The sequence below is a fragment of the Sulfobacillus thermotolerans genome (assembly GCF_039623705.1).
In the GTDB taxonomy this organism is placed as follows: Bacteria; Bacillota; Sulfobacillia; order Sulfobacillales; family Sulfobacillaceae; genus Sulfobacillus; species Sulfobacillus thermotolerans.
In genome coordinates this window covers 1-21,691 of the sequence record NZ_CP133983.1, presented here as the reverse complement: position 1 = coordinate 21,691, position 21,691 = coordinate 1, and the positions used below count along the sequence as shown (strand labels likewise).

The window sequence follows — 21,691 nt, the reverse complement described above, 5'->3', positions numbered from 1 at the left end:
TTATCAACACCCCAATGCCTGTGTTTAGACTCCCTTATGGCTCTTTTGGGTAGGCTCGGTGTCAGCGCGAAAATAGGCAAGAAGAGCAATCGGGGCCACCGCCACAGCGGTCGCCAATATTCCTAGGCAGATACGGCTCAGATTAATTGAGGCGGGTGGCGCTAACAAGACGACATGGCCTAATAAATAGGACAGCAAACTATGATGGTAATACCGCCAAATAGTCCGGCTCATGGTCGCTAAGGATAAGAGCGCGGCACCGATAAATGTCCCAATTTGCAAGACTTTTGGCCACTTCATCCACCAATGTGCCGCAAGCCACGAAGCAGGAGCCAAAAGAAACAAAAAGTATCGGCCTTGCAAGAAGTAGAACCCGGTTAAGACATTATACTCTCCTTGCATGAGCCACAGCATCGTAAAGCCGGCGCTGATCCAGACCAGGGCTAAAGCCCAGCCCCGCTGTCCCCTTCCCGCAAGCACTCCGCCCAATAGAATCCATATCACTATGGTCCCGAGAACAAGGCGAAACCACGAAATGGAGATCCAAGGTTGCCACCATGGACAATCCATACCAAAAAACAGCTGAGTCACCATCATATCCATCTGAAAGGAACGACTCAATAGCTCATGGCGAACCACAAATCCCCACGTGCGAGGATTGCTCCCGGCACTCTGATAAGTTAAGGGGGGAACCAGGGCGTGGTAGCGGTGAAGCATCAGCGCAAACCAAGGCCAAGCCACCAAAAGGGCCGTAGCGCCGGCCAATCCAAACCATGCTCCCCGCACGCGCCACGAAGCCTGCTTGCGCCATACGCTGCTTAACACAAAGGGAAGGGAGAGGGCTAAAGCGAGGTAGGCTTCTTCCTTGGTCCAGATAACCATTCCAGCTAACAATCCCAGTGCGACAGCCCCCTTCCACGAGATAAACCGCAGGGGATTCTGCATCGCGGCCAGCGATGCGCCAAATACCGCCATACTGGCACCGTCCATGACCACGTCATTGTTCACGACACCCCCTAGCATGCCAACGGTAGGAATCGCAAGCACTGCGGTGGCCAAAAACATGAGACGTAAAACGCTTTGACGAACCACAGAGCTTAGCACCTGATTCCATACAACGCCCAATACCGCAAGCCACAAAGCGCTGACCGCCCGTGCCATATACGCCGCGTTAAACACATTGCGCAGGCCTAATAACCGAAGCCCCCGTGCAATGAGGTCATAATAGAGGGGAGGATAAATCTCCACGTAATTTTGTGTGCCCATCGTTGGCGCTTGAGGGCTCGCGCTCGCGTGCGCCACCGCCCGAAAAATCTTGGCCGTTTCATAAGGTGTCCAAGAAAACCACGCGGCCGGATCCTGCAGTACCCGGGCACGCTGGGACAACGTCACCGCCATGTTTTCTGCGGACGAGGGGCTATACAGCCAAGGACTTTGTCCCGCGGGAACAATGTCTTGCCGCGGCGGAAACACATGATGTTCCATGTACTGGACATAAGCAAACTGTGCCGGCTCATCAGGCCCTTGCCACAAGGGCATCAGACCCATCCATATCAGCCCCAGGCTGAGGAAAAACGCAAACACCATGAATTGTTCTCGTCCTCGTACTTTGTGCATCGCGCCTCCTCGGGCATCTGACAACACCATACCCCTTTATCCTTTGAGGCTGCGCAGCCTTTGTGGAACCGACCGCACACTCCCTGAAGTCTCCAAGTATTGCGCATCGCCATTCACGGCCCACACATCATAATGGGCGCCAGACACATTCTTCGCCGCTAAAATCCCCGTCATCATGGCATGATCCTGATTATTGTAACGATGCATGCCATTGCGGCCGGCGACGTGGACATTGGGCAGGTGTGACGCCAGAAAGTGGCGTATGGTCCTGAGGTGGTTCTCATAAGCGTCGTCATAGACGGGGTAAGCCTTGGGGACACGAATCACCGTTCCGTCAAGACAGCGTGCTTGCCCCAAAAGACCGGTTGCGCGGGCTTCTTGTTCGGCTAAATTCAATAACGCCGCGTCCGTCATGGTCCACAATTTATCGCCCGCAAAGCAAAAATACTCCATGCCTATACCGGTCTTAGATGCATCAGGGACCATAGCCGGACTCCAGTTTTTGAAGTTTTGAATGCGCCCGACTTTAAGGTCGGGATCATGGATGTAAATCCATTGGTCGGGAAAAAGATGGGGCGCATCAATAATAAGCCCTACCGTCAAAAAATCTCGGTACTGCAGCGATTCCGCCGCGTTGATGACTTCTTCTGGCGCCTTGGGGTGCAAGGCGCGCACGAAAGAGCGCAGCGGCATTGATGAAATCACGTGATGGACGGCACTGACATGATGGGGTGTTTCGATTTGCACGACGCCACGCCCCTTTTCCCAGATAATGCGATCGACTTTGGCCCCCATGACCACATGCCCGCCTTGCTCACGAATGCGCTCAGCGACTTTTTCCCATAACATGCCAGGCCCTAAGCGCGGGTAGAAAAAAGCGTTCGTTAACGTTTTAACAACGCCGTTAGCCGATTGTCTGCCAGGCCAAAGAGCCGCCTGCACCGCACGCCCTAAACTGAGTCCTTGAATGCGTTGTACGGCCCAGTCCGCGCTTATCTCTTGGCAGGGCATTCCCCACACTTTCTCCGTGTAGGTTTTAAAGAACATTTGATACAACTGTCGACCAAAGTGGTTGATGACCCACTCTTCAAAATTCGTGACAGGTGTGATCGGTTGGATTTGCGCTCCGGCAAAACTGGCCAAACACTGCACCGTCTTGAGCATTCCCATATTGCGAAAGGCATTAGAAGCTTTCAGCGGGTAGTCATAAAATTTTCCTTGGTAGTAAATGCGGGACAACCGCTGCCGCCTTAACAGATCGTCACCTAGCACGTCTTTCCAATAGGTTTCCATGGCCAAGTTCTTGGAAAAAAAGCGGTGGCCACCAATATCAAATCGGTAGCCTTTATACTCAACGGTTCGCGAAATCCCCCCGACATGATGCGCATCTTGCTCGTAGACGATGACCTGATGCCCCTGTTGGACCGCTTCATAGCCTGCCGCGAGGCCCGCAGGTCCTGCTCCGATGACAACAACGTCCATGACCCTGTCCTTTCGCACTGTCTCGGAGAGTATAATGACCCAGAAATTGCTGAGTTATCCACACATTGTGCACATCATCATGCATTGCGAGCCGTTTAACCCAATCTTAATCCCATCCTCTCCTGACATTAATGTCGGTACGGTAGGATTAATTGCCGTCTCATATGCGATATCACAAGGAGGATGGAGCCTTTTGTGACCACAGGAGTTGCAATCCCTGAAGGACGGAACCCATGCCAAGTCTTTGCGCAAGAAGGATCTAACGTGCAACTCTATACCGCATTACAACCGATAAAAACGGTGAATTCCTTGGCTATCAGGGGATATGAAGTCTTATTGCGTGCTTTAGACCCCACCCACAACCGCTGGATATCGCCCTTTACACTGTTTAACACGTCGCATGTGACTGACGCCCTGGTGCTTGCGCATCACGCGCAACAGTTGTCGCGTCATTGCTATGGAGACATCCCTTTGTTTATTAATATTGAACCGGTAACATTGACACACCAGGATGCCTTGCCAAGCGCTTTAGTCGACATCGCGAAACAATGCTCGGAACGGATTGTCGTCGAAATTACCGAACGCTGGGTGAAATCTCAAGATTTAGCCTTATGGCGCCATAAGGCTCATACCTTGCGAGATCACGGTTTGGACATTGCACTCGACGATTGGACATGCACCGATGCGGGATTCGAACTCGTCACGGCGATCAAACCGCACTACGTTAAACTCACCCTCACCGATATCCAGCAGCACTTTTTCCATGATGGTCGCGTCCACTCGGGTATTTCATCTGTCCATGGATTGCTTTCACGACTGCAAGAGGCCCACACACAGATTATTATCGAAGGCATTGAAACTGATGCCCAATATGCTTGGCTCCAGCATTTTCACATTCCTTTCGCCCAAGGATATTGGTTGGGACGTCCAGTCATCCAGCCCTTGCCGATGATCCCCCAAGGAGGTGCCTAAATGAGCCGTCCGCAATTGCTGGATCCTTTGCAGGACCTTGATACGTCGCCCGTCACGCGTCAACATTGGCGCACCGTTATCACCACAGGCATGGGATTTTTTACGGACGCCTATGACCTCTTCGTGATTGGCACGGTGACGGTGCTGTTGCAATCTCTATGGCACATAACGACTTGGCAATTATCACTCATGAACAGCGTCTCACTGTTATCAGCTGCTACCGGCTCGGTCCTCTTCGGTTCGATAATGGACCGCCTAGGCCGCCGCAAAATTTATGGGTTAGAAGCACTCTTAATGATTGGCGGGTCCCTACTCTCAGCACTCTCTCCGAATTACGCTTGGCTTATCGTATCCCGGTTCATTGTAGGCATCGGTATTGGGGGGGATTATCCTGCTAGTGCTGTTATTGTCAGTGAGTTTGCCACCAAAAGCAACCGAGGACGCTTAGTGACTTACGTCTTTGCAATGCAAGGAATCGGATTAGTGGCTGGACCCTTAGTGAGCCTCATTGGTCTAGATGCTCATTGTCCCGCTCCTATCCTTTGGCGCCTTCTGCTCGCCCAAGGCGCCATTCCAGCCGCTTTCGCCCTCTATTTTCGTCGGCAAATGCCTGAGACCCCCCGCTTTATGTTGCACGTCAAACACGATCCGCTCCAAACACGCCAAATCATTCATACCGTGACCGGCCAGACGGTAGACGTCAGGACGTTTTTACACACCCCGCACACAGGGATGTTACGGCAACAGCCTTTTCTTCGACGGCTTATCGCAACATCATTGGCTTGGTTTTTTCTTGACGCTATTTTCTACGGATTAAGTATTTCATCTCATGTTGTGTTGCATCACTTTGTTCCCCATGCGTCGTTGGAGACAACGACAAGAGATGCGCTCATCATTTTCGTTGTGTCTGCGTTGCCAGGATATTATGGGGCGGCCGCCAAAATGGATCAGTGGGGACGCCGAAAAATCCAGTGGGTGGGTTTTGGAGCCCTGGCCATCATTTATGGCCTCATTGCCGTTTTTGACCATCGAATGATGGATGCCTGGGGCCTTCTCCTACTGTATGGTTTAGGGTATTTCTTTATCGAACTCGGTCCCAATACCACAACCTTTTTATACCCTTCTGAAATTTTTCCTACCCACCTGCGCGGTCGTGGGCATGGCTTAGCTGCGGCCGCAGGCAAGGTGGGGGCCTTTGTGGCGACTTTTTGCCTTCCGCTCGTGGCCCAAACCTACGGAGTGGCCTGGGTGTTTTTCTTGCTGTCACTTGCGGCCGTATTCGGTATCATCGTCACGATTGCTTGGTTACCTGAACCGCGAAACCGAGCCTTGGAGGAACTTAATGGCTATTTGCAGACCGATTCGGTCCATCATACCTATAGTCGCATCATCGAGGCATTGCACGAAGACCAAGTGGAAGACGCGATTGTATCTGAGATGCTCACCCTTAGTGGATCGGAATTGGTAACCATTCATCACTTCGATGAAGACACGATGACGTTGGTGCCGACGCAGTGGAACGGATTGTATCGCCCAGACGATATGCTTGTCAAAGACGCCCTGACTCTTCCCTTATATCGAGATGACCAAGGGCGCGGTCTTAACGCGCCTCAACCGAACACCCTGACCCATTCCTTTACTCAAGCCATCATCGTGGTGGATAACGATCTCACGCGTTCGCAAGACAATGCGGCCCTGTCTCATGCCTTCCCCGCAATGCGGTCGATTGCCTCGTTTCCACTCCTCCATAGACACAGGCCCACTGGACTCATAACATTTTGGGACCGCGATGCCATGGCTTTTTCTGAAAAGCGCATCTCCCAATTGCGCATGTTTGTCCAAGTGGCCGCTATCGCCTTAGCTCAAGCGCAACAGTTTACCGCGATGCGCTATCTCGCGTTTACCGATGGCCTCACCCAATTACCCAACCGGATGGGGCTAGAGCGTGAAATCGAGCGCCGATTTGCACAAGCAAAGGCTTTCGCCTTTGTTATCATGGATCTCGATGGGTTTAAACAACACAACGATACATTTGGGCATCAAAGTGGCGATCAGGCGCTGCAGACGATAGCCACTCACCTTCGTAAGGCCATTGAGGCGGGGGATGCCGTAGCACGTTTGGGAGGCGATGAGTTCATCTTGCTGCTAGGGGGGGTGACGTCTGCGTCCGGTACCTACCGCAGATTTTTAGATATCGCTGGTGCCCTGCCCCTCGAGGCCTTCGGACTCGGCGTCAGCGCCGGCAGCTGCTTGTATCCAGAAGATGGCCAAACCTATCAAGACCTCTACCGCGTCGCCGATCGCCGTCTTTACGCAGCCAAGCAACAAGGCCGAGGACGCTTGATTACCGCGGATGACGCTTCAATGGAAAACCCGTCCCTTCCTAGCGGTCGTCGCCGTTAAAACACGCAACCGTTTTGGCTGCCTTGCCTTTACGATCTGGCCGCATAATTTCTCTTGCGAGCCATCCTCCCAACCCCCAATAGTAGCAAGGATTCAAAGATCATGGGTCCCGTCTTTGGACGGACACAAGCCGTTGTCTGAGAGCAAATTCTATCAGAGCCAATCCGTAGCGGCCTTCTTACCACGATGCAACAAAGCAGAAATATTACGTGGAACACATTCCCATTTCATCCGTATGATGGGGTACATAGGAGGGATGCGCCAGTGGCTAGTTTTTCTAACAACTTGCCGGTCGTGCCTTTTGGATCGCGAGTACTTCGGTTGCAGTCGCCTGCAATTGCCGGAACTGATGTGAAAGTTTTTCAACGCCTATACGATACCATGCTAGAACTTATGGATCCCCCTCAAGGCCCCATGGGCTCCCGCATTCCCATTACCGGGATCTTTGACCACAGTAGCCAACAAGCCGCGTACAATATCCAAAGTTATTTCGGAATTGCGGTCGATGGTGTTGTCGACCGGCAAACGTACCGCATTATGGGGCAGGATAATAGCGCCTATGGAGGTCCCGCATTTGGTTCGCGTTCATTAAGCATCGGCACGCATGGCGGAGACGTGAGGGTACTGCAAAACCGATTAAATTGCCTGCGTTACGCATCGATTAATAATCAGCCTGCCAATGGCATTTTTGGATCCTCGACAACACCCGCGGTTCTCGCGTTTCAAGGCGACAACATTGTTTATCGCCATTGGGACATATCATTCGATGGGTCAGTTGGTCCCAACACCTTTGATATCTTGTGGATTACATCTTTTACCGGCGGCCGCAATTTGGGAGAAGGGGACAACGGATTCGATACTGTGGGCCTCCAAGTCATTCTGCAAAATCTAGGCTTCTACCTTGGTCGCATTGATGGCTATTTTGGACGGGCTACGCGTGAGGCCGTGCGCGCGTTTCAAAAAGCGTTTGGCATAACTGTGGATGGCGTTGCCGGCTCAGAAACATTCTACGCGCTAGGACGTTCGAATCCGGTCTTTTGGTACTCGGCGGACCTTTATCCTCGCCAACGCATCGGCGATCTGCACACTATTCGAGAAATTTCATCGACGATAGATCCCATAAACGGTGACAAAAATCCCTATGGCGTCATATTAGCGCCGAATACGTTTGATGATACCCAAACCGTGCTCAAACACGGCGATGTGCTGGTTTCAAACATCAACAACGCCAAAGGCATCATCGGTCTAGGCAGCACCTTAGAACGCATTGTGCAGGGGAAACCTCACCGATTCTTCGCAGGAGCCATGGCACCTATTGCGATTGCGACATCAAATCTAGGAGCCACGTGGATCGCCGATTACGGATTTAATCCGAACGGGAGTCAGGGTCTTGTCCAAGTGATTTCGGCGAATGGTCTTCTATTTTCTGGAGGCGATATTCGTCGTGATCTATTTGCCGGTCCTTGGGGAATGCAGTTTAATTTTGGTGAATTCTATGGACTTCCCGCCGCATTCTTCTCTACCAATGTCCTTTCAGGCACCATCGATCGATTTACAGGCTTTCATCCGCCGAACTTTAATGAAGACTCCCTCACCGTACAAATCGGTTCCGGCTTTGCCCACGTTGGCACCACCATTAATACAGTGTATGGTCCCCAAGGCATGATATGGTTACCAATGGGCGATGCTCTCTACATTGCCGATGGAGCCAATGACAGTATCTCCGTGCTCGCCCCTGTCTCCACAGGTGAAAATGATATGGGATCAGGGCTTACGATTTATCAAGGACCTCCCCTCAACAAGCCGGCAGGGTTGGGGTTCAATCCCGAAAACGGTCACCTCATTGCGGTTAATCAAGGAGACAATCGAGCCATCGAAATCAATCCCCGAACAAGACGCCTTGTGTCATCTCGGACGTTGGATAAAACGCCTGTCAACCCCGTCACAGGCGCTGGCTCTGCCTTATTTGGGATTTATGTCGCCCTTGATGAAGACGGGGAACTGGCCTTATATTTCACCAATAACAATACCAATACGGTTAATGTTCTCACCCGTTAGCCAAGTTTCAATAGGTGAGCTCTCATCTCGTCGGTTACCTTCCGTGTAGCCATGATAATAAAGGAGTGCTTGGATCCAAGGCCCCGGGCAAATTCGGCCCGGGGCTACTGTCCAATAAGCCGTGCTTGACTGGGAAGCGAAAACCACAGTACGGAGACCTTGTCCCATGCAGTCTTCAGCTACCCCCTACTATGGACCAATAGATCACCCGGTCTGTGTCATCATGGTCCCACTTAGAGCCAAGCGTAACGTGTACAACCACGCCGAAATCTCAGCGCGCGAATCGTATTAGTATGAGTCTCAATACAGGACGTGTACTGGCCTTGAAAGCTAGTATATAACTATCCCAGCCCATCAGCATCGAAGTTTTGTCCTACGAGGTTTCTTGCGCGTCAATTAGATTTCAGGCTTTTCGAGGTCCTTTTGGCGCAATTAGAGATTTTTTGGGTGCGTTTTTAGCGATTCCCAACTTGACTATGTGAACTGCTCCCGCCCGCTTCGCTTAGAGCACTCATTAATCCTATGCTACCATGGAAGCCACGAAATCCCGGGGACGAGAGCGTATCAGATCCCATATCCGATAGGATTCTCTTGAGCTTCTTGAGGATCGCAGGGACATCCTCTTGTACGGTGTCCCAAACAATCTCGGGATCCACATGACCATAGTCGTGAACCACACGGTGGCGAATGCCCGTGATGGCTACCCAAGGAGCATCGGAATACCGAGTGGTCCATAGTCGATCGAAACGCCCCGCGGCTTCCCCCAAGACAGTAAGGTTCCTCAGAACCGCTTCAAATAACAATGTATCATCGACGAATTCGGCCAAGGTCCGATTTTAACAATACCGGAGGATTTTTTCGCATGCACCCACCATATCGACTAAGTATACAACCGAATTCTTTTCCGCCATTAGGCTTGGACCTCTGGTGGAAAAATCGACACCATCTGCTTTCGAACTTGGTCTCTAATCACGGGATGGATCTCCTGCAGGGTATGCATATCGACAGAGCGCCTTCGAATATCTCTGACAATCAATAATCAGACTAGGCATGGCAAGCCTGCAGAATCTGGTTTAAAAAGTGGCGGAGGGGACAGGACTCGAACCTGCAAGCCCGAAGGCGGTGGTTTTCAAGACCACTGCGTTACCAATTACGCTACCCCTCCAAAGACAAAGAATAGTGTACCCTAAAAATGCAGGGAAGAAAAGAGGGAGGCACTGGGAAACAGCACCTCGATCTTAGAGTTGTTCCATGCCGCCCATATAAGGACGCAGCACTTCAGGAATCTGAACATGGCCATTGGCCATTTGATAATTTTCTAAAATAGCCGCAATGGTGCGTCCCACGGCCAGAGCACTGCCATTGAGCGTATGAGCCAATTCCGTTTTTTTGCTGCCTTTAGGTCGGTACCGAATGCTGGCCCGCCGCGCTTGAAAATCGGTCATGGTGCTCACGGAAGATATCTCGACATACTTGCCGTAACTTGGTAGCCATACTTCAATATCATAGGTCAAAGCTTGTCCAAAGCCCATGTCCCCACCACAAAGCATCACCGTATGATAGGGGAGTCCAAGGTCCTCCAGCACACTCTCTGCATCACGCAACATTTCTTGCAAGGCTTGCTCGGACTTCTCAGGTTCTTCAATGCGCACCAATTCCACTTTGTCAAATTGGTGTTGACGGATAAGACCGCGCGTGTCGCGTCCGGCTGCTCCCGCCTCCGCCCGAAATGACGCCGTATAGGCGGTAAACTTTAAGGGCAACGGGGTGGAAATAATTTCGTCCCGAAATAAATTGGTCAGCGGCACCTCGGCAGTCGGAATGAGATAATAATCATGGGGCACAACATGGAACACATCGTCCACAAATTTGGGAAATTGTCCCGTGCCGAACATAGAGGTGGCATTGACTAAATAAGGCGTGGCCATTTCATGATACCCTCGTGCCCGTGCATGGTCCAACATAAAATTTATCAAAGCGCGACTGAGTCTGGCCCCGCCATCTGCCAATACCGTAAACCGCGCGCCACTAATTTTTCGTGCCCGCTCAAAATCTAGGATGCCCAACCGCTCGCCAATATCCCAGTGCGCTTGCACAGGAAATGAAAAAGTCCTCGGTACCCCAAATTTGTGGACTTCCACATTATCATCGGCCGATTCACCCTCTGGGACTTGCGGCAACGGCGTATTAGGCACGGTGAGCAAAAATTCCTGCAACTCCGCGTCAATGGGTTCAAGCGATGCTTCTAACGCTTTAATCTCGTCGCCCACCTGCCGCATTTCTAAAATGAGGTCCTGGGCATCTTCTCCGCGCTTTTTGCGTTGCGAGACGGCCTCCGAGGCTTGATTGCGTTTGGCTTTCAACTGTTCGATTTGCAGTGTCACCTGACGCCGTTTTTGATCCAGTTCTTGTACGGTGTCGAGATTTACGTTCACATGTTTTTTCGCTAACAGCGCCTTCACCGTCTCCGGTTCTTGGCGTATGCGCTTAATATCGAGCATCCCCTGTCTCCTGCCTTTCACTGGATACGACCATCACTGGCGTGTCGTCCGCCTTGTCGCATATGCTACCTTTATACAAGGAGTCGACTAATTCACTCTTTATATCACTTTGGTGCATCTCATACCGCAGGGTTTAGACATTTTTGCTTATGAGACGCGGAATATTTTCGGAAAATGGTGGGGAAATAATCCCTTTTTCAGTAATAAATGCGGCCACCAGACTCCCCGGGGTAATATCAAAAGCGGGGTTATACACGGGAAAATTTTCGGGGGCCACTTGCGCGTTGCCCACACGGCGCACTTCGTCAGCTGCCCGAAGTTCGATAGGGATATCCGCGCCGCTTTGCGCCGCGATATCAAAAGTACTAAGGGGCGCAGCCACGTAAAAGGGAATCTGATGAAAAGCTGCCAGCACGGCTACAGTATAGGTTCCAATCTTATTTGCCGTGTCGCCATTTGCCGCAATCCGGTCAGCTCCTACAATTACGCCATCAACCATATGTTGTGCCATGACCGTGCCCGCCATGCTATCCGTAATCAGTTGAGCCGGGATATGTTCTTGATCCAGCTCCCAAGCGGTCAATCGCGCACCTTGCAACAGAGGACGGGTTTCATCGACCCAAACCTGCTGCAAACGTCCCGCTTGGTAAAGCGAGCGAATAACCCCTAGAGCTGTTCCGTAACCACCAGTAGCCAAAGCTCCCGTGTTACAGTGCGTCAAAATCCGCACCGATCCGTCAAAGAGGGTCGTGCCCCATCTTCCAATTTCTTGGTTTAAGGTGATGTCTTGCGCGAGCAAGCTGTCGGCCCATTGCCGGCACGCTAAAACCGCATCTTGCGGCGCAAGAGACCGCATGCGCTCATAGGCAAGGTCCACCGCCCACGCTAAGTTCACCGCCGTCGGGCGAGCGCTTTTAAGTGCCGTCACCGCATGCTGGACTTGAGACCAAAAATCATCCGCCCGAAGAGCTTGACGCGCAAAGAGCCAAAGTCCATACGCTGCGGCAATCCCAATCGCAGGGGCGCCTCTTACCGCCAAAGAGCGGATGGCTTCAATGACGTCATTTCCATCGGTACAGGTCAAATAGGTTACTGTTTGCGGTAAAGCGCGTTGATCCAATAAGATGACTGCCGTCTCTGAGGCCTGAATTGTAGATATGGCCGGTGTATCCATGGCTTGCCCCTTTTCGTCTGCACGCAAATAAAAACTCCTCCCACAGTCGGGGACGAGTATAACCCGCGGTGCCACCCCAATTGACGCTCTACGCGCCCAACTCAATGCCCAGTAACGGCGAGCCCCGCCGACTCATCGCCGGAGATTCACGAGAAGTGGAATAAGACAACAGGCCTGCCGGATTACACCCAGCTCCAGCTCTCTGTAAGGCCTAAGTGCCCATATTCTTCTCGGCTTTTCACGAAAAGCCCTGTTCTACTTAATCAGTTTGATTTTGCCTTACTGCATATCGGATGTCAACTCAAGGGGAGGGCTTTTAATGCCAAGAGCACAACGCCCCCCAAAGTGAGGTCGTTGTGCTCTTGGCCTGGTTTAAACGGTTTGTGTTTTTCGTACCTTGTCGACGAAATACTGGTGAATACGCACGTCATGACTCATTTCAGGGTGAAAGGCTGAGACTAAAAGTGAACCTTGTTCAGCCATGACAACCTGTCCATCATATTCGGCCAGCGGGACCACGTCCGCTGACATCGCTAGGATTTTTGGCGCCCGTATGAAGACCGCTGGAAAGTCAGGTTGCCCTAAAAAGGGAATAGTAATCGGGGCTTCGAATGACGCCAATTGGCGGCCATACGCATTGCGTCCGGCTGTGATATCCATAAGCCCTAACCGAGCAGGAGAAGGCCCAACCACGTCTTTGGCCAATAAGATCAGGCCGGCACACGTGCCGTAGACGGGAAAGTGATCGTTTACCACGCGTGAACGAATGGCGTCAATCAGTCCTTCTTCTTGCATCAACATGCCGATGGTCGTGCTTTCCCCGCCTGGAATAATAAGGCCATCAACGCTGTCAAAGTCTTTGACCGTGCGCACCTCGGCGGGTTCAGCACCAACCGCGATCAAATGATTTTTGTGCTCACGCACATCGCCTTGAATGGCCAGCACACCAATGCGCATTTAAATCCCCCGGTCCTGCATGCGGTCAGCAGGCGTTAAGGTTGCCATTTCCAGTCCCGGCATCCCATCGCCAATCCCTTCCGACACTTCCGCAATGATTTTAGGATCATTAAAGTGCAAGGTTGCGCGGACAATCGCACGGGCCATAGCTTCAGGATTTTGGGACTTGAAAATGCCTGACCCTACAAAGATGCCGTCAGCACCCAATTGCATCATCAACGCCGCATCGGAGGGACTGGCAATGCCTCCTGCGCTGAAGTTGACGACGGGTAGGCGTCCGAGCTCTTTGACCTTGCGCACCAAGTCAATGGGAGCCCTGAGCTCTTTCGCCAAATCCGGCAATTCTCCATCGGGCGTGGCAACCAAACGACGAATCTCGGCATTGACGGCACGGAGATGGCGCACCGCTTCGACAACGTTGCCAGTACCCGGCTCACCTTTGGTCCGCAGCATCGCAGCCCCTTCGGCGATACGGCGCAGGGCTTCGCCTAAGTCGCGCGCTCCACAGACAAACGGCACTTGGAATCCCCATTTATCAATGTGGTATTGCGGATCAGCGGGGGTAAGCACTTCGCTCTCATCGATATAATCGACCTCTAGAGCCTCAAGTACTTGGGCTTCCACAAAATGGCCAATGCGCACTTTGGCCATAACCGGAATGGAAACCGCTTGCTGAATGCTTTTAACAATACGGGGGTCTGCCATGCGGGCGACGCCACCTGCCGCACGGATATCGGCAGGCACGCGTTCAAGCGCCATGACCGCGACAGCTCCAGCTTTTTCCGCAATAACGGCTTGCTCGGGAGTGGTCACATCCATAATCACGCCGCCTTTAAGCATTTCCGCGAGTCCAGCCTTCACATTAAAAGTCCCAACCTGCTTTTCGTTCATTTGTCTTGTTATTGTGACGCGGAATTGATCGGTATCTGTGCGCTTGCCAAACCCCTTTTCTGTCAAGAGGAGCAATTCGCCCATGTCACTGACCGTGGCCAAGGATACGACTTTGTCGCCTCCGATTAGGCGGATGCCTTTAACGCCATGCGCAGACCGACCCATGGCGCGCACTTCGGATTCAGGGAACCGAATGATTTTGCCAAAGGCCGTAGCCATCAGGACATCACTGTGGCCCGTGGTTTGCTCAACCCCGATCAGTTCGTCATCCTCATCCAAATGGATGGCGATGACACCACCGCCACGCCACGTGGAATAATCGGCTAACGCTGTGCGCTTGACCACTCCTTGCTTTGTGGCAAAGACCCAATACGTATCTTCAGGAACATCTTGTGGTAGTGTTTGCACCGCCGCGATCCGCTCATCTGTTTCCAACGCCACTAAGTTGGCCACGGAAATTCCTTTGGCTTGCCTTCCCGCCTCGGGGATTTCGTGAACCTTTACGCGATAAATGCGCCCTTTGTTGGTGAAAAAGCAGAGATAGGCATGGGTTGAAGCAATAAACAAATGGTTGATGAAGTCATCTTCGCGCACGGTACTGCCCATGACGCCACGCCCACCGCGTTTTTGAGACCGGTACACAGAGGTTTGTGACCGCTTGATATAGCCGCGGTGGGTTAACGTAATGACCATATCTTCTTCGGGAATCAGATCCTCATCACTCATGGTTTTGGCAGCTGCCCCAATTTTAGTGCGGCGGTCATCGCCATATTTTTCCTTAATCTCAAGAAGATCGTCTTTAATAATTTGATAGACGAGCCGTTCGTCCGCTAAAATCTCACGCAGATGCGCAATCAGTTCTTGGATTTGGCGGTATTCTTCTTCAATTTTTTCGCGTTCGAGTTGCGTTAAGCGTTGCAAGCGCATTTCCAAGATGGCATTGGCTTGCAGCTCGCTTAAGCCAAAACGCGTCATGAGTCCCGTGCGCGCGGCATCCACGCTGGCAGCAGCGCGAATCAAGGCGATAACCTCGTCTAAGAACTGCAGAGCAATGCGCAAGCCTTCGAGAATATGGGCTCGGGCTTCGGCTTTTCGCAAGTCAAACTGTGTCCGGCGAACAATAATCTCCCGCCGGTGTTGCACAAAATAATGCAAAATTTCCTTGAGCGATAAGACCTGGGGACGGTTGTCCACCAGGGCGAGCAAAATCATGCCAAACGTTTGCTGTAAAGGTGTATATTTGTACAATTTGTTGAGAATGACCTTCGGCACGCCATCACGCTTGATTTCGATCACAATGCGAACGCCATGGCGGTCAGACTCGTCGCGTAAGTCCGCAATCCCCTCAATCTTATGTTCGTGGACCAAGTCCGCAATTTTTTCGAGAAGACGTGCTTTATTGACCTGATAGGGAATTTCGGAAATCACAATCCGGGTTCGTCCTTGTTCAGGTTCCTCCACCGCCGCAATCCCGCGCATGACAATAATGCCGCGGCCCGTAGCATAGGCTTGGTGAATCCCTTCACGGCCCATAATCATCCCGCCCGTGGGAAAATCGGGACCAGGAACCAATTTCAATAAATCTTCCAAACTGGCTTCTGGGTGATCGATGATATATACTGCCGCATCCGCCACTTCGGATAAATTATGGGGCGGAATATTTGTAGCCATCCCCACCGCGATCCCAGCAGACCCGTTAATGAGCAAATTGGGAATGCGTGCGGGCAATACTAGGGGTTCTTGGGTTGTTTCGTCAAAGTTGGGTGTAAAATCGACCGTTTCTTTGTCAATGTCGACTAACATTTCCATCGCAATCTGCGATAAACGCACCTCTGTGTAACGCATGGCGGCAGGAGAATCTCCATCCATGGATCCAAAGTTGCCGTGTCCATCGACCAGCGGATACCGTATAGAAAAATCCTGAGCCATCCGCACCATGGCATCATACACCGCCACGTCGCCATGCGGGTGATACCGTCCTAGCACTTCTCCTACAATACGGGCCGATTTTTTGTAGGGATGATTGGGGGTATTGCTGAGCTCATTCATCGCATACAGGATCCGACGATGTACGGGCTTAAGCCCGTCGCGCACATCCGGCAATGCCCGGCTGACAATGACGCTCATGGCATAGTCAATGTACGACTTCTTCATCTCATCTTGGATATCAATGGGCAACACATGCCCGATTTCAGCCATTTATCGTTTCCTCACTTTATCCTACGGTGTCAAGATTACGCACAAGGTGGGCATTTTCTTGGATAAACTCGCGCCGTGATTCCACTTTTTCCCCCATGAGCACGCTGAAGATCCAATCCGCGGCCACAGCATCTTCCAATTCGACCTGCAACAGCGTCCGGGTTTCCGGGTTCATTGTGGTCTCCCACAATTGTTCGGCATTCATTTCCCCTAACCCTTTGTACCGCTGAATATTGATGTCTTTTCCATGCCCAAGCTCTTCTTGCAATTTAGCTAAAGCAGCATCGTCATACAAATATTTCTCGAACTTGCCTTTTTTAACCAAATACAAGGGGGGTTGAGCGATATAGACATAGCCTGCTTCAATCAGGGGTGTCATGTAGCGATAAAAAAATGTGAGCAACAGTGTGCGAATATGCGAGCCGTCAACATCCGCATCAGTCATAATCACAATGCGGTGGTAGCGGGCCTTTTCGAGCACAAACTCGTCGCCAATCGAAAAGCGTTTCGTTATAGCTGTCGTTATACTGTAATGCCACATCGACCATGACACCGTCTTTCGCTCCGGAAAAAGCAATGGGAGGGGCATGGAGAACGTCGCGGCTTAAATTCAGATACTCCACAAAGGAGACGACGCCGCCTTGAAATTCAAACTGGATGGTACGGCCAGTTTCTTCCTCGTGCAACGACAAGAAGACCCCAGCATTGAGAAACGCTTGTTCGCGCATGCGGTTGGCTAAGACGTCAAAAGAGAAATGCACATCTTCAAAGATTTCGGCATCGGGACGAAAGATAACTTCGAATCCTGTCTCATTGGTTTCGTCTACCTGGGTGACGGCGTCAAGCGGTTTTCCTTTGGCGTAATGCTGCACAAAGGTGCCGCCCCCAAAGCGGCTTGTTGCCGTTAATTCCGATGAGAGGGCGTTGACAACGGATAAACCGACCCCGTGCAACCCTCCTGACACTTTATATCCGCCCCCGCCGAATTTTCCTCCGGCATGCAAGATGGTGAGCACAACTTGCAATGTGGGAATACCGGCTTTGGGATGAATGCCGGTTGGCACACCGCGGCCGTTATCGCGAACGCCTACACGGCCATCACGATAGAGTGTCACCCAAATGTGATCGCAAACTCCAGCAAGCGCTTCGTCGATTGAGTTGTCGACAATTTCGTATACCAAGTGGTGAAGACCCCGTGAGCCTGTCGAGCCAATATACATTCCCGGGCGTTTACGTACAGCCTCAAGGCCTTCTAATACTTGAATATCGCCTTCATTGTAGCTTCCCGGACGGGAGTCTTCCGTCATGAGTGGTGGTTCCTCCTTACCTGAGTCACAGGCAAAAATGCCCTATATTTCAGTATACCACATAGCTAAAGAGCCTTCGGACGCTATCTTACCGGCTCGTTTGTAGAGCGTGGCGGCCGAGATACTGGACATAACAAGGCCGGAATCTGTCAAGATCATGGTTTTTGCGTCCGCGAGGTCGCCTTGCAATCTAGAATCCATAAAGATTTGGCGGGTTGCCACGCATAGCGTTCCACCAATCGGTCGAGTACCTCGCGTAGTTCCTCACTGTTTGTATCCATTAGGCTTGCCTCGAAAATTGGCCGTCCTCTACCGTGTAGACCTGCGGATGGAGGTGGTCAAAATTGCGTGCTTCGGTATCTGTGACAATCGTTTGGGGATGATTGGTCGCAATGAATGCGAGCAGACTAGAGCGTTTAATCGGATCGAGCTCTGATAAGACGTCATCAAGTAAAACGATTGGCATAATTCCCGTCTCCTTTTCGAGGACGTGGTAGCTGGCTAGTTTGAGGCTTAAGGCGAGGGCCCGGTGTTGGCCTTGAGACGCATAAGGAGATGCGGCCACGCCATTGATCTGAAATAGCAGGTCGTCGCGGTGCGGACCAACCAACGTCATTTGCCTTTGTTTCTCTTCGGTGCTGCGCTCATCCATTAAGGTTCTGTACTCCTCGAGGGTTTCAACCTTTCTCGAGCTTCCGCCCTCTTTGAGCATACATTGCATGGAGAGTCCTGTCAGTTGGGTAAAGATTTCTTGAGCCCTGGGCACTATATTTTGCACCATCTCACGCCTGCGGATCCACAGGTAAAGACCGGATTCGACGAGGACGTGGCTAAAGTCAGGTAATGTCGGCCAAAGACGTGAATCTTTTAATATGCGGTTTCTGGCTAATAAGGCGTGTTGATATTGGCGGTATAAGCGGAGATAGCGCGTATCTACAGTAGCCAAGGTCCAGTCGAGAAAACGGCGCCGACCGCTTGGCGACCCTTTGGAGAGCTGGACATCATCAGGAGAAAAAAGGACGGCGGGCCAGATTTGCCCCGTGTGTTTTTTTCTCACGGGCTGGCGTCCGATAAAGTGAGTGATTGTCAAAGGGTCGGTGTGGTCTTTCCGAATTTTGGCGGTCAGGCTTGTAAAGGGTTGGTTCCAGCCAATGAGGTCTTGGTCTGAAGTACCCCGGAATGATGTGCCCGTTAATGTGACATACAAAGCTTCTAGGGCGTTGGTCTTGCCTTGGCCATTGTTTCCGACAATCAGTGTCAATTGCGGGGAAAACTGCAATGTCGTGTCCTTGATGTTGCGAAACCCTTTGATGTCCAACGTATCCAGTGTCATTTAAATCATCTGCCGCAAGGGAAGTAAGACGTGAAAATATTGAGCGCCTTCGGCATCCATGATTTTGGCCGGAGATTGAATGCCGGAAAATTGTAAGAGGGCTTCGTCGCCCTCGAGTGCTTTAAGGGCATCTAGAATATACGTGGGATTGAATAAGATGTCCAAGGCCTGGCCATGGGTTTGCGCTTCTACAGTCTCTTGGGCTTGGCCAATATCGGCTGTTTGAGTTGAGAGATCGATCGTCCCGTCTTCTAGATGCACGGCAACTGGCGTGGAATGATCCTTGGCGGCTAAGAGGTTGACACGCTCTAAGGAACCGCGGAGATCCGCAATAGATACCCGACATTCAGCAATAAATTCCTGGGGGATGACGCGGTCATAGTCAGGAAATTGGCCTTCGAGCAGCCGCGTGGTAAAAGTGGTGCCTGGGGCGGTGAGTTCAACGAGTCCGGTTCCCAAGGTGAGGGTGACGGGATTGTTTTGGTTTAGACGCGCGCCTTCGCTGAAGAACTTGTGCGGGAGGACAACCTCTTTTTGGGGACCCCGGTAGTCAGGAATGGGAAGCCAGCTATGAGATAGACGAGTACCGTCGGTGGAGACGAAGACGAGGCGGCCGGTTCCGAGCTTTACATAGACGCCTTTAAGAATGGGGCGGCTATCTTCTCGGGATACAGCGAAGAGGAGTTGCCGACTCAGCGTTGATAGCGTCCCAGTCGGTAACTCAAGGCGAGCTTGGGTGTCCTCAAGCATAGGAAAACTTGGTAACAGTTCTTGGCCATAGCCGTTGATGATGGCTTTGTTGCGCCCATAGCGAATAGTGCTGCGTCCGGTATTGGGATCGGAGGTTAAGTCGAAAGTGGCAGTGGGAAGGCGTTGAATGAGTTCGGTTAACGTGGAGCCCGGTAGAACGACAGAACCTGGCTCTTGAACGTCGCAGGGAATTTCTGCGGCGATGTGACTGGAAAGGTCGGTCGCTGACAGCAAGAGACGACCATTTTCGGCTTGGAGTTGGATGCCTGCGAGAACAGCCATGGTGTTTTGAGGTTGAATAACGCGACCGACTTGTTGAAGAGCGCGAGTCGTAATGTCTTGGGCAGCGCTAAAGTGCATGAAAGTGGTCTCCTCCCGGTAGGGTTTTTTGAGATGGGTGAGCGACTTTCGTAGCCCACTTATGATTAAGATTCTTTTTTTGTCTTTTTTCCGTAGTCATAATAAGGGCTGGGGATAATCTGGATAAGTGTCCGCAACCCTTATGTTATCAGGCGATGGGGCGCAAAATAATTCTGAATAACCTCTGGATCGACACGGGGAGAATTGGGGATGATTTTTGTGTCTGATGGTGTAGTTGTGTATTACCTGTTGTTGTTCCACAATTAACCCCCCGTTTTTTCACCATTTATCCCCAAGCTTTTCAGCGAGATTTGATCCGTTTGGAGATGGCTTCGAGAATTTGTGCGAGTTGGGCATCTTCGTGTCGTTCCCGGTCGATTTTTTCGCAAGCATGAATTACGGTGGTGTGGTCGCGTCCGCCAAATTCCTCACCGATTCTTGGGAGGCTAGCGTCGGTCAAGTTGCGTGCGATATACATGGCGACTTGCCGGGGAAATGCCACCGCGCGCGTGCGTTTTTTGGCCTTGAGATCTTCGACACGCATGTCAAAGTGTTTCGCCACTTCTTCTTGGATAAGGCGGATGGTGATCGCTTTCGGACGCGAATTGGGTATAACGTCTTTTAGCGCTTCCATCGCCAATTCTGCTGTCAAAGATTGGCGGGTGATAGATCCATAGGCCATGACACGAATGAGAGCCCCTTCGAGTTCGCGAATGTTGGTGTCGATGCGCGCAGCAATAAACTGGAGGACGCTGTCGGGCACTTGCAAATCTTCCAGTTGGGCTTTTTTGGCTAAAATTGCAATACGGGTTTCGAGATCTGGGGGCTGGATATCGGTGATTAAACCCCACTCGAATCGTGACCGTAGGCGCTCTTCAAGGGTTGGGATATCTTTAGGAGGACGGTCGCTCGATATGACGATTTGCTTATGGGCCCCGTGTAAGGCTTCAAAAGTGTGGAAAAATTCTTCTTGGGTGCGTTCTTTGCCTGCGACGAATTGAATATCGTCAATCAAGAGGACATCAATGTTCCGGTAACGTTGTCGAAACCGAACCATTTTGTCGTCGCGAATGGCGTTGATCATTTCGTTGGTAAAATTTTCTGAGGAAACGTACAGAACACGAGCTTCTCGGTTGACGGATAGAACTTGATGCCCTATCGCGTGCATTAAGTGGGTTTTGCCAAGACCCACGCCGCCATAGAGAAATAGTGGGTTATAGGCTCGTGCTGGCATTTCAGCGACGGCCTGGCAAGCAGCATGGGCGAAGCGGTTGGAGACTCCAACGACAAAGGCTTCGAACACGTACTTGGGGTTAAGGCGAGTATGAAATTCCGACTCTTGGGGCTCTGGCGCAGACTCCTTAGGCGCGGGCCGAACCGATTGGGGCGGAGGAATGGGTACAGGCTTTTCCTCGTCAAGTGTTTCCGGCGCTTTGGGTGTCAGCACAAGGTGTACCTCGATCGGGCGTCCAGCAGACTTGGTCAGCACGTCGCGGAGCAATCCAGCATAGCGGCTGGCAATAATTTGGCGGACGAAATCACTGGGTACGGCCAAGTCAAGTACGCCATCATCCAAAGAGAGTGGGAAGACTTGACGCACCCACGTCTCCATACTGGGTGTGGATAACTCGCTTTCCAGACGAGCCACAGTATCCGCCCACAGGCCTTCTAAACCGACCTCCAGCAT

At 51.7% G+C, this 21,691-nt stretch carries 15 protein-coding genes, 1 tRNA gene and 1 pseudogene; 4 read left to right on the top strand and 13 right to left on the bottom strand.

Annotated elements, in window-relative coordinates:
• Nucleotides 1-24: 24 nt before the first annotated feature.
• A complete protein-coding gene (locus ORD20_RS00085; protein WP_103373980.1) occupies nucleotides 25-1,617 on the bottom strand; it encodes a hypothetical protein in 1,593 nt (530 codons plus the stop codon).
• A gap of 36 nt (nucleotides 1,618-1,653) precedes the next feature.
• Nucleotides 1,654-3,117 (bottom strand): NAD(P)/FAD-dependent oxidoreductase, encoded by a 1,464-nt coding sequence (locus ORD20_RS00080; protein ID WP_255398081.1) that lies wholly within the window; start codon nucleotides 3,115-3,117, stop codon nucleotides 1,654-1,656.
• A 16-nt stretch (nucleotides 3,118-3,133) separates the two neighbouring features.
• Here ORD20_RS00080 and ORD20_RS00075 point away from each other — a divergent pair, with 16 nt between their 5' ends.
• The 4 genes from ORD20_RS00075 (at nucleotide 3,134) to ORD20_RS00060 (ending at nucleotide 8,532) form a co-directional block, all read left to right on the top strand.
• A complete protein-coding gene (locus ORD20_RS00075) occupies nucleotides 3,134-3,298 on the top strand; it encodes a hypothetical protein (RefSeq protein WP_430626381.1) in 165 nt (54 codons plus the stop codon).
• Nucleotides 3,299-3,363: 65 nt separating this feature from the next.
• Nucleotides 3,364-4,071 carry an EAL domain-containing protein gene (locus ORD20_RS00070; RefSeq protein WP_430626380.1) on the top strand — a complete coding sequence of 236 codons (708 nt, stop codon included), beginning with the start codon at nucleotides 3,364-3,366 and terminating at the stop codon, nucleotides 4,069-4,071.
• Nucleotides 4,072-6,474: an MFS transporter gene (locus tag ORD20_RS00065; protein WP_103373983.1), complete on the top strand. Its 2,403-nt coding sequence runs from the start codon at nucleotides 4,072-4,074 to the stop codon at nucleotides 6,472-6,474. It begins immediately after the preceding gene.
• A 264-nt stretch (nucleotides 6,475-6,738) separates the two neighbouring features.
• The gene (locus ORD20_RS00060; RefSeq protein WP_103373984.1) at nucleotides 6,739-8,532 is read left to right on the top strand and encodes a peptidoglycan-binding protein; all 1,794 of its coding nucleotides are present in this window, start codon (nucleotides 6,739-6,741) and stop codon (nucleotides 8,530-8,532) included.
• Between the two features lie 455 nt (nucleotides 8,533-8,987).
• On the opposite strand, the gene ORD20_RS00055 is transcribed toward ORD20_RS00060, so the two are convergent.
• From ORD20_RS00055 to dnaA, 11 genes and pseudogenes are all read right to left on the bottom strand, one after another.
• Nucleotides 8,988-9,359 (bottom strand): HepT-like ribonuclease domain-containing protein, encoded by a 372-nt coding sequence (locus ORD20_RS00055; protein ID WP_103373985.1) that lies wholly within the window; start codon nucleotides 9,357-9,359, stop codon nucleotides 8,988-8,990.
• A gap of 254 nt (nucleotides 9,360-9,613) precedes the next feature.
• A tRNA-Ser gene (locus ORD20_RS00050) sits at nucleotides 9,614-9,697 on the bottom strand.
• A gap of 73 nt (nucleotides 9,698-9,770) precedes the next feature.
• Nucleotides 9,771-11,033, bottom strand: coding sequence for a serine--tRNA ligase (serS, locus tag ORD20_RS00045; protein WP_103373987.1), 1,263 nt, complete (start codon nucleotides 11,031-11,033; stop codon nucleotides 9,771-9,773).
• Between the two features lie 133 nt (nucleotides 11,034-11,166).
• Nucleotides 11,167-12,234, bottom strand: coding sequence for an S-methyl-5-thioribose-1-phosphate isomerase (mtnA, locus tag ORD20_RS00040; RefSeq protein WP_369825222.1), 1,068 nt, complete (start codon nucleotides 12,232-12,234; stop codon nucleotides 11,167-11,169).
• A 345-nt stretch (nucleotides 12,235-12,579) separates the two neighbouring features.
• Nucleotides 12,580-13,164, bottom strand: coding sequence for a pyridoxal 5'-phosphate synthase glutaminase subunit PdxT (gene pdxT, locus ORD20_RS00035; RefSeq protein WP_103373988.1), 585 nt, complete (start codon nucleotides 13,162-13,164; stop codon nucleotides 12,580-12,582).
• Entirely contained in the window at nucleotides 13,165-16,254 is a 3,090-nt protein-coding gene (gene gyrA, locus ORD20_RS00030; protein ID WP_430626379.1) for a DNA gyrase subunit A, read from the bottom strand.
• A gap of 16 nt (nucleotides 16,255-16,270) precedes the next feature.
• Nucleotides 16,271-17,561: pseudogene (locus ORD20_RS00025) on the bottom strand (ATP-binding protein).
• A gap of 155 nt (nucleotides 17,562-17,716) precedes the next feature.
• The gene (locus tag ORD20_RS00020; RefSeq protein WP_430626378.1) at nucleotides 17,717-17,842 is read right to left on the bottom strand and encodes a hypothetical protein; all 126 of its coding nucleotides are present in this window, start codon (nucleotides 17,840-17,842) and stop codon (nucleotides 17,717-17,719) included.
• Nucleotides 17,842-18,894 carry a DNA replication/repair protein RecF gene (gene recF / locus ORD20_RS00015; protein WP_103373994.1) on the bottom strand — a complete coding sequence of 351 codons (1,053 nt, stop codon included), beginning with the start codon at nucleotides 18,892-18,894 and terminating at the stop codon, nucleotides 17,842-17,844. The genes ORD20_RS00020 and recF overlap by 1 nt, the downstream gene beginning before the upstream one ends.
• On the bottom strand, nucleotides 18,895-20,004 hold the full coding sequence (gene dnaN / locus ORD20_RS00010) for a DNA polymerase III subunit beta (protein WP_103373995.1): 1,110 nt from the start codon (nucleotides 20,002-20,004) through the stop codon (nucleotides 18,895-18,897).
• A gap of 301 nt (nucleotides 20,005-20,305) precedes the next feature.
• Entirely contained in the window at nucleotides 20,306-21,691 is a 1,386-nt protein-coding gene (gene dnaA / locus ORD20_RS00005; RefSeq protein WP_103373996.1) for a chromosomal replication initiator protein DnaA, read from the bottom strand.

Coding starts and splice junctions, on each gene's coding strand:
- ORD20_RS00085 (WP_103373980.1), bottom strand. CDS start 1,617: ATGCACAAAGTACGAGGACGAGAACAATTCATGGTGTTTGCGTTTTTC.
- ORD20_RS00075 (WP_430626381.1), top strand. CDS start 3,134: ATGACCCAGAAATTGCTGAGTTATCCACACATTGTGCACATCATCATG.
- ORD20_RS00065 (WP_103373983.1), top strand. CDS start 4,072: ATGAGCCGTCCGCAATTGCTGGATCCTTTGCAGGACCTTGATACGTCG.
- serS (WP_103373987.1), bottom strand. CDS start 11,033: ATGCTCGATATTAAGCGCATACGCCAAGAACCGGAGACGGTGAAGGCG.
- pdxT (WP_103373988.1), bottom strand. CDS start 13,164: ATGCGCATTGGTGTGCTGGCCATTCAAGGCGATGTGCGTGAGCACAAA.
- gyrA (WP_430626379.1), bottom strand. CDS start 16,254: ATGGCTGAAATCGGGCATGTGTTGCCCATTGATATCCAAGATGAGATG.
- ORD20_RS00020 (WP_430626378.1), bottom strand. CDS start 17,842: ATGGATACAAACAGTGAGGAACTACGCGAGGTACTCGACCGATTGGTG.
- recF (WP_103373994.1), bottom strand. CDS start 18,894: ATGACACTGGATACGTTGGACATCAAAGGGTTTCGCAACATCAAGGAC.
- dnaN (WP_103373995.1), bottom strand. CDS start 20,004: ATGCACTTTAGCGCTGCCCAAGACATTACGACTCGCGCTCTTCAACAA.
- dnaA (WP_103373996.1), bottom strand. CDS start 21,691: ATGCTGGAGGTCGGTTTAGAAGGCCTGTGGGCGGATACTGTGGCTCGT.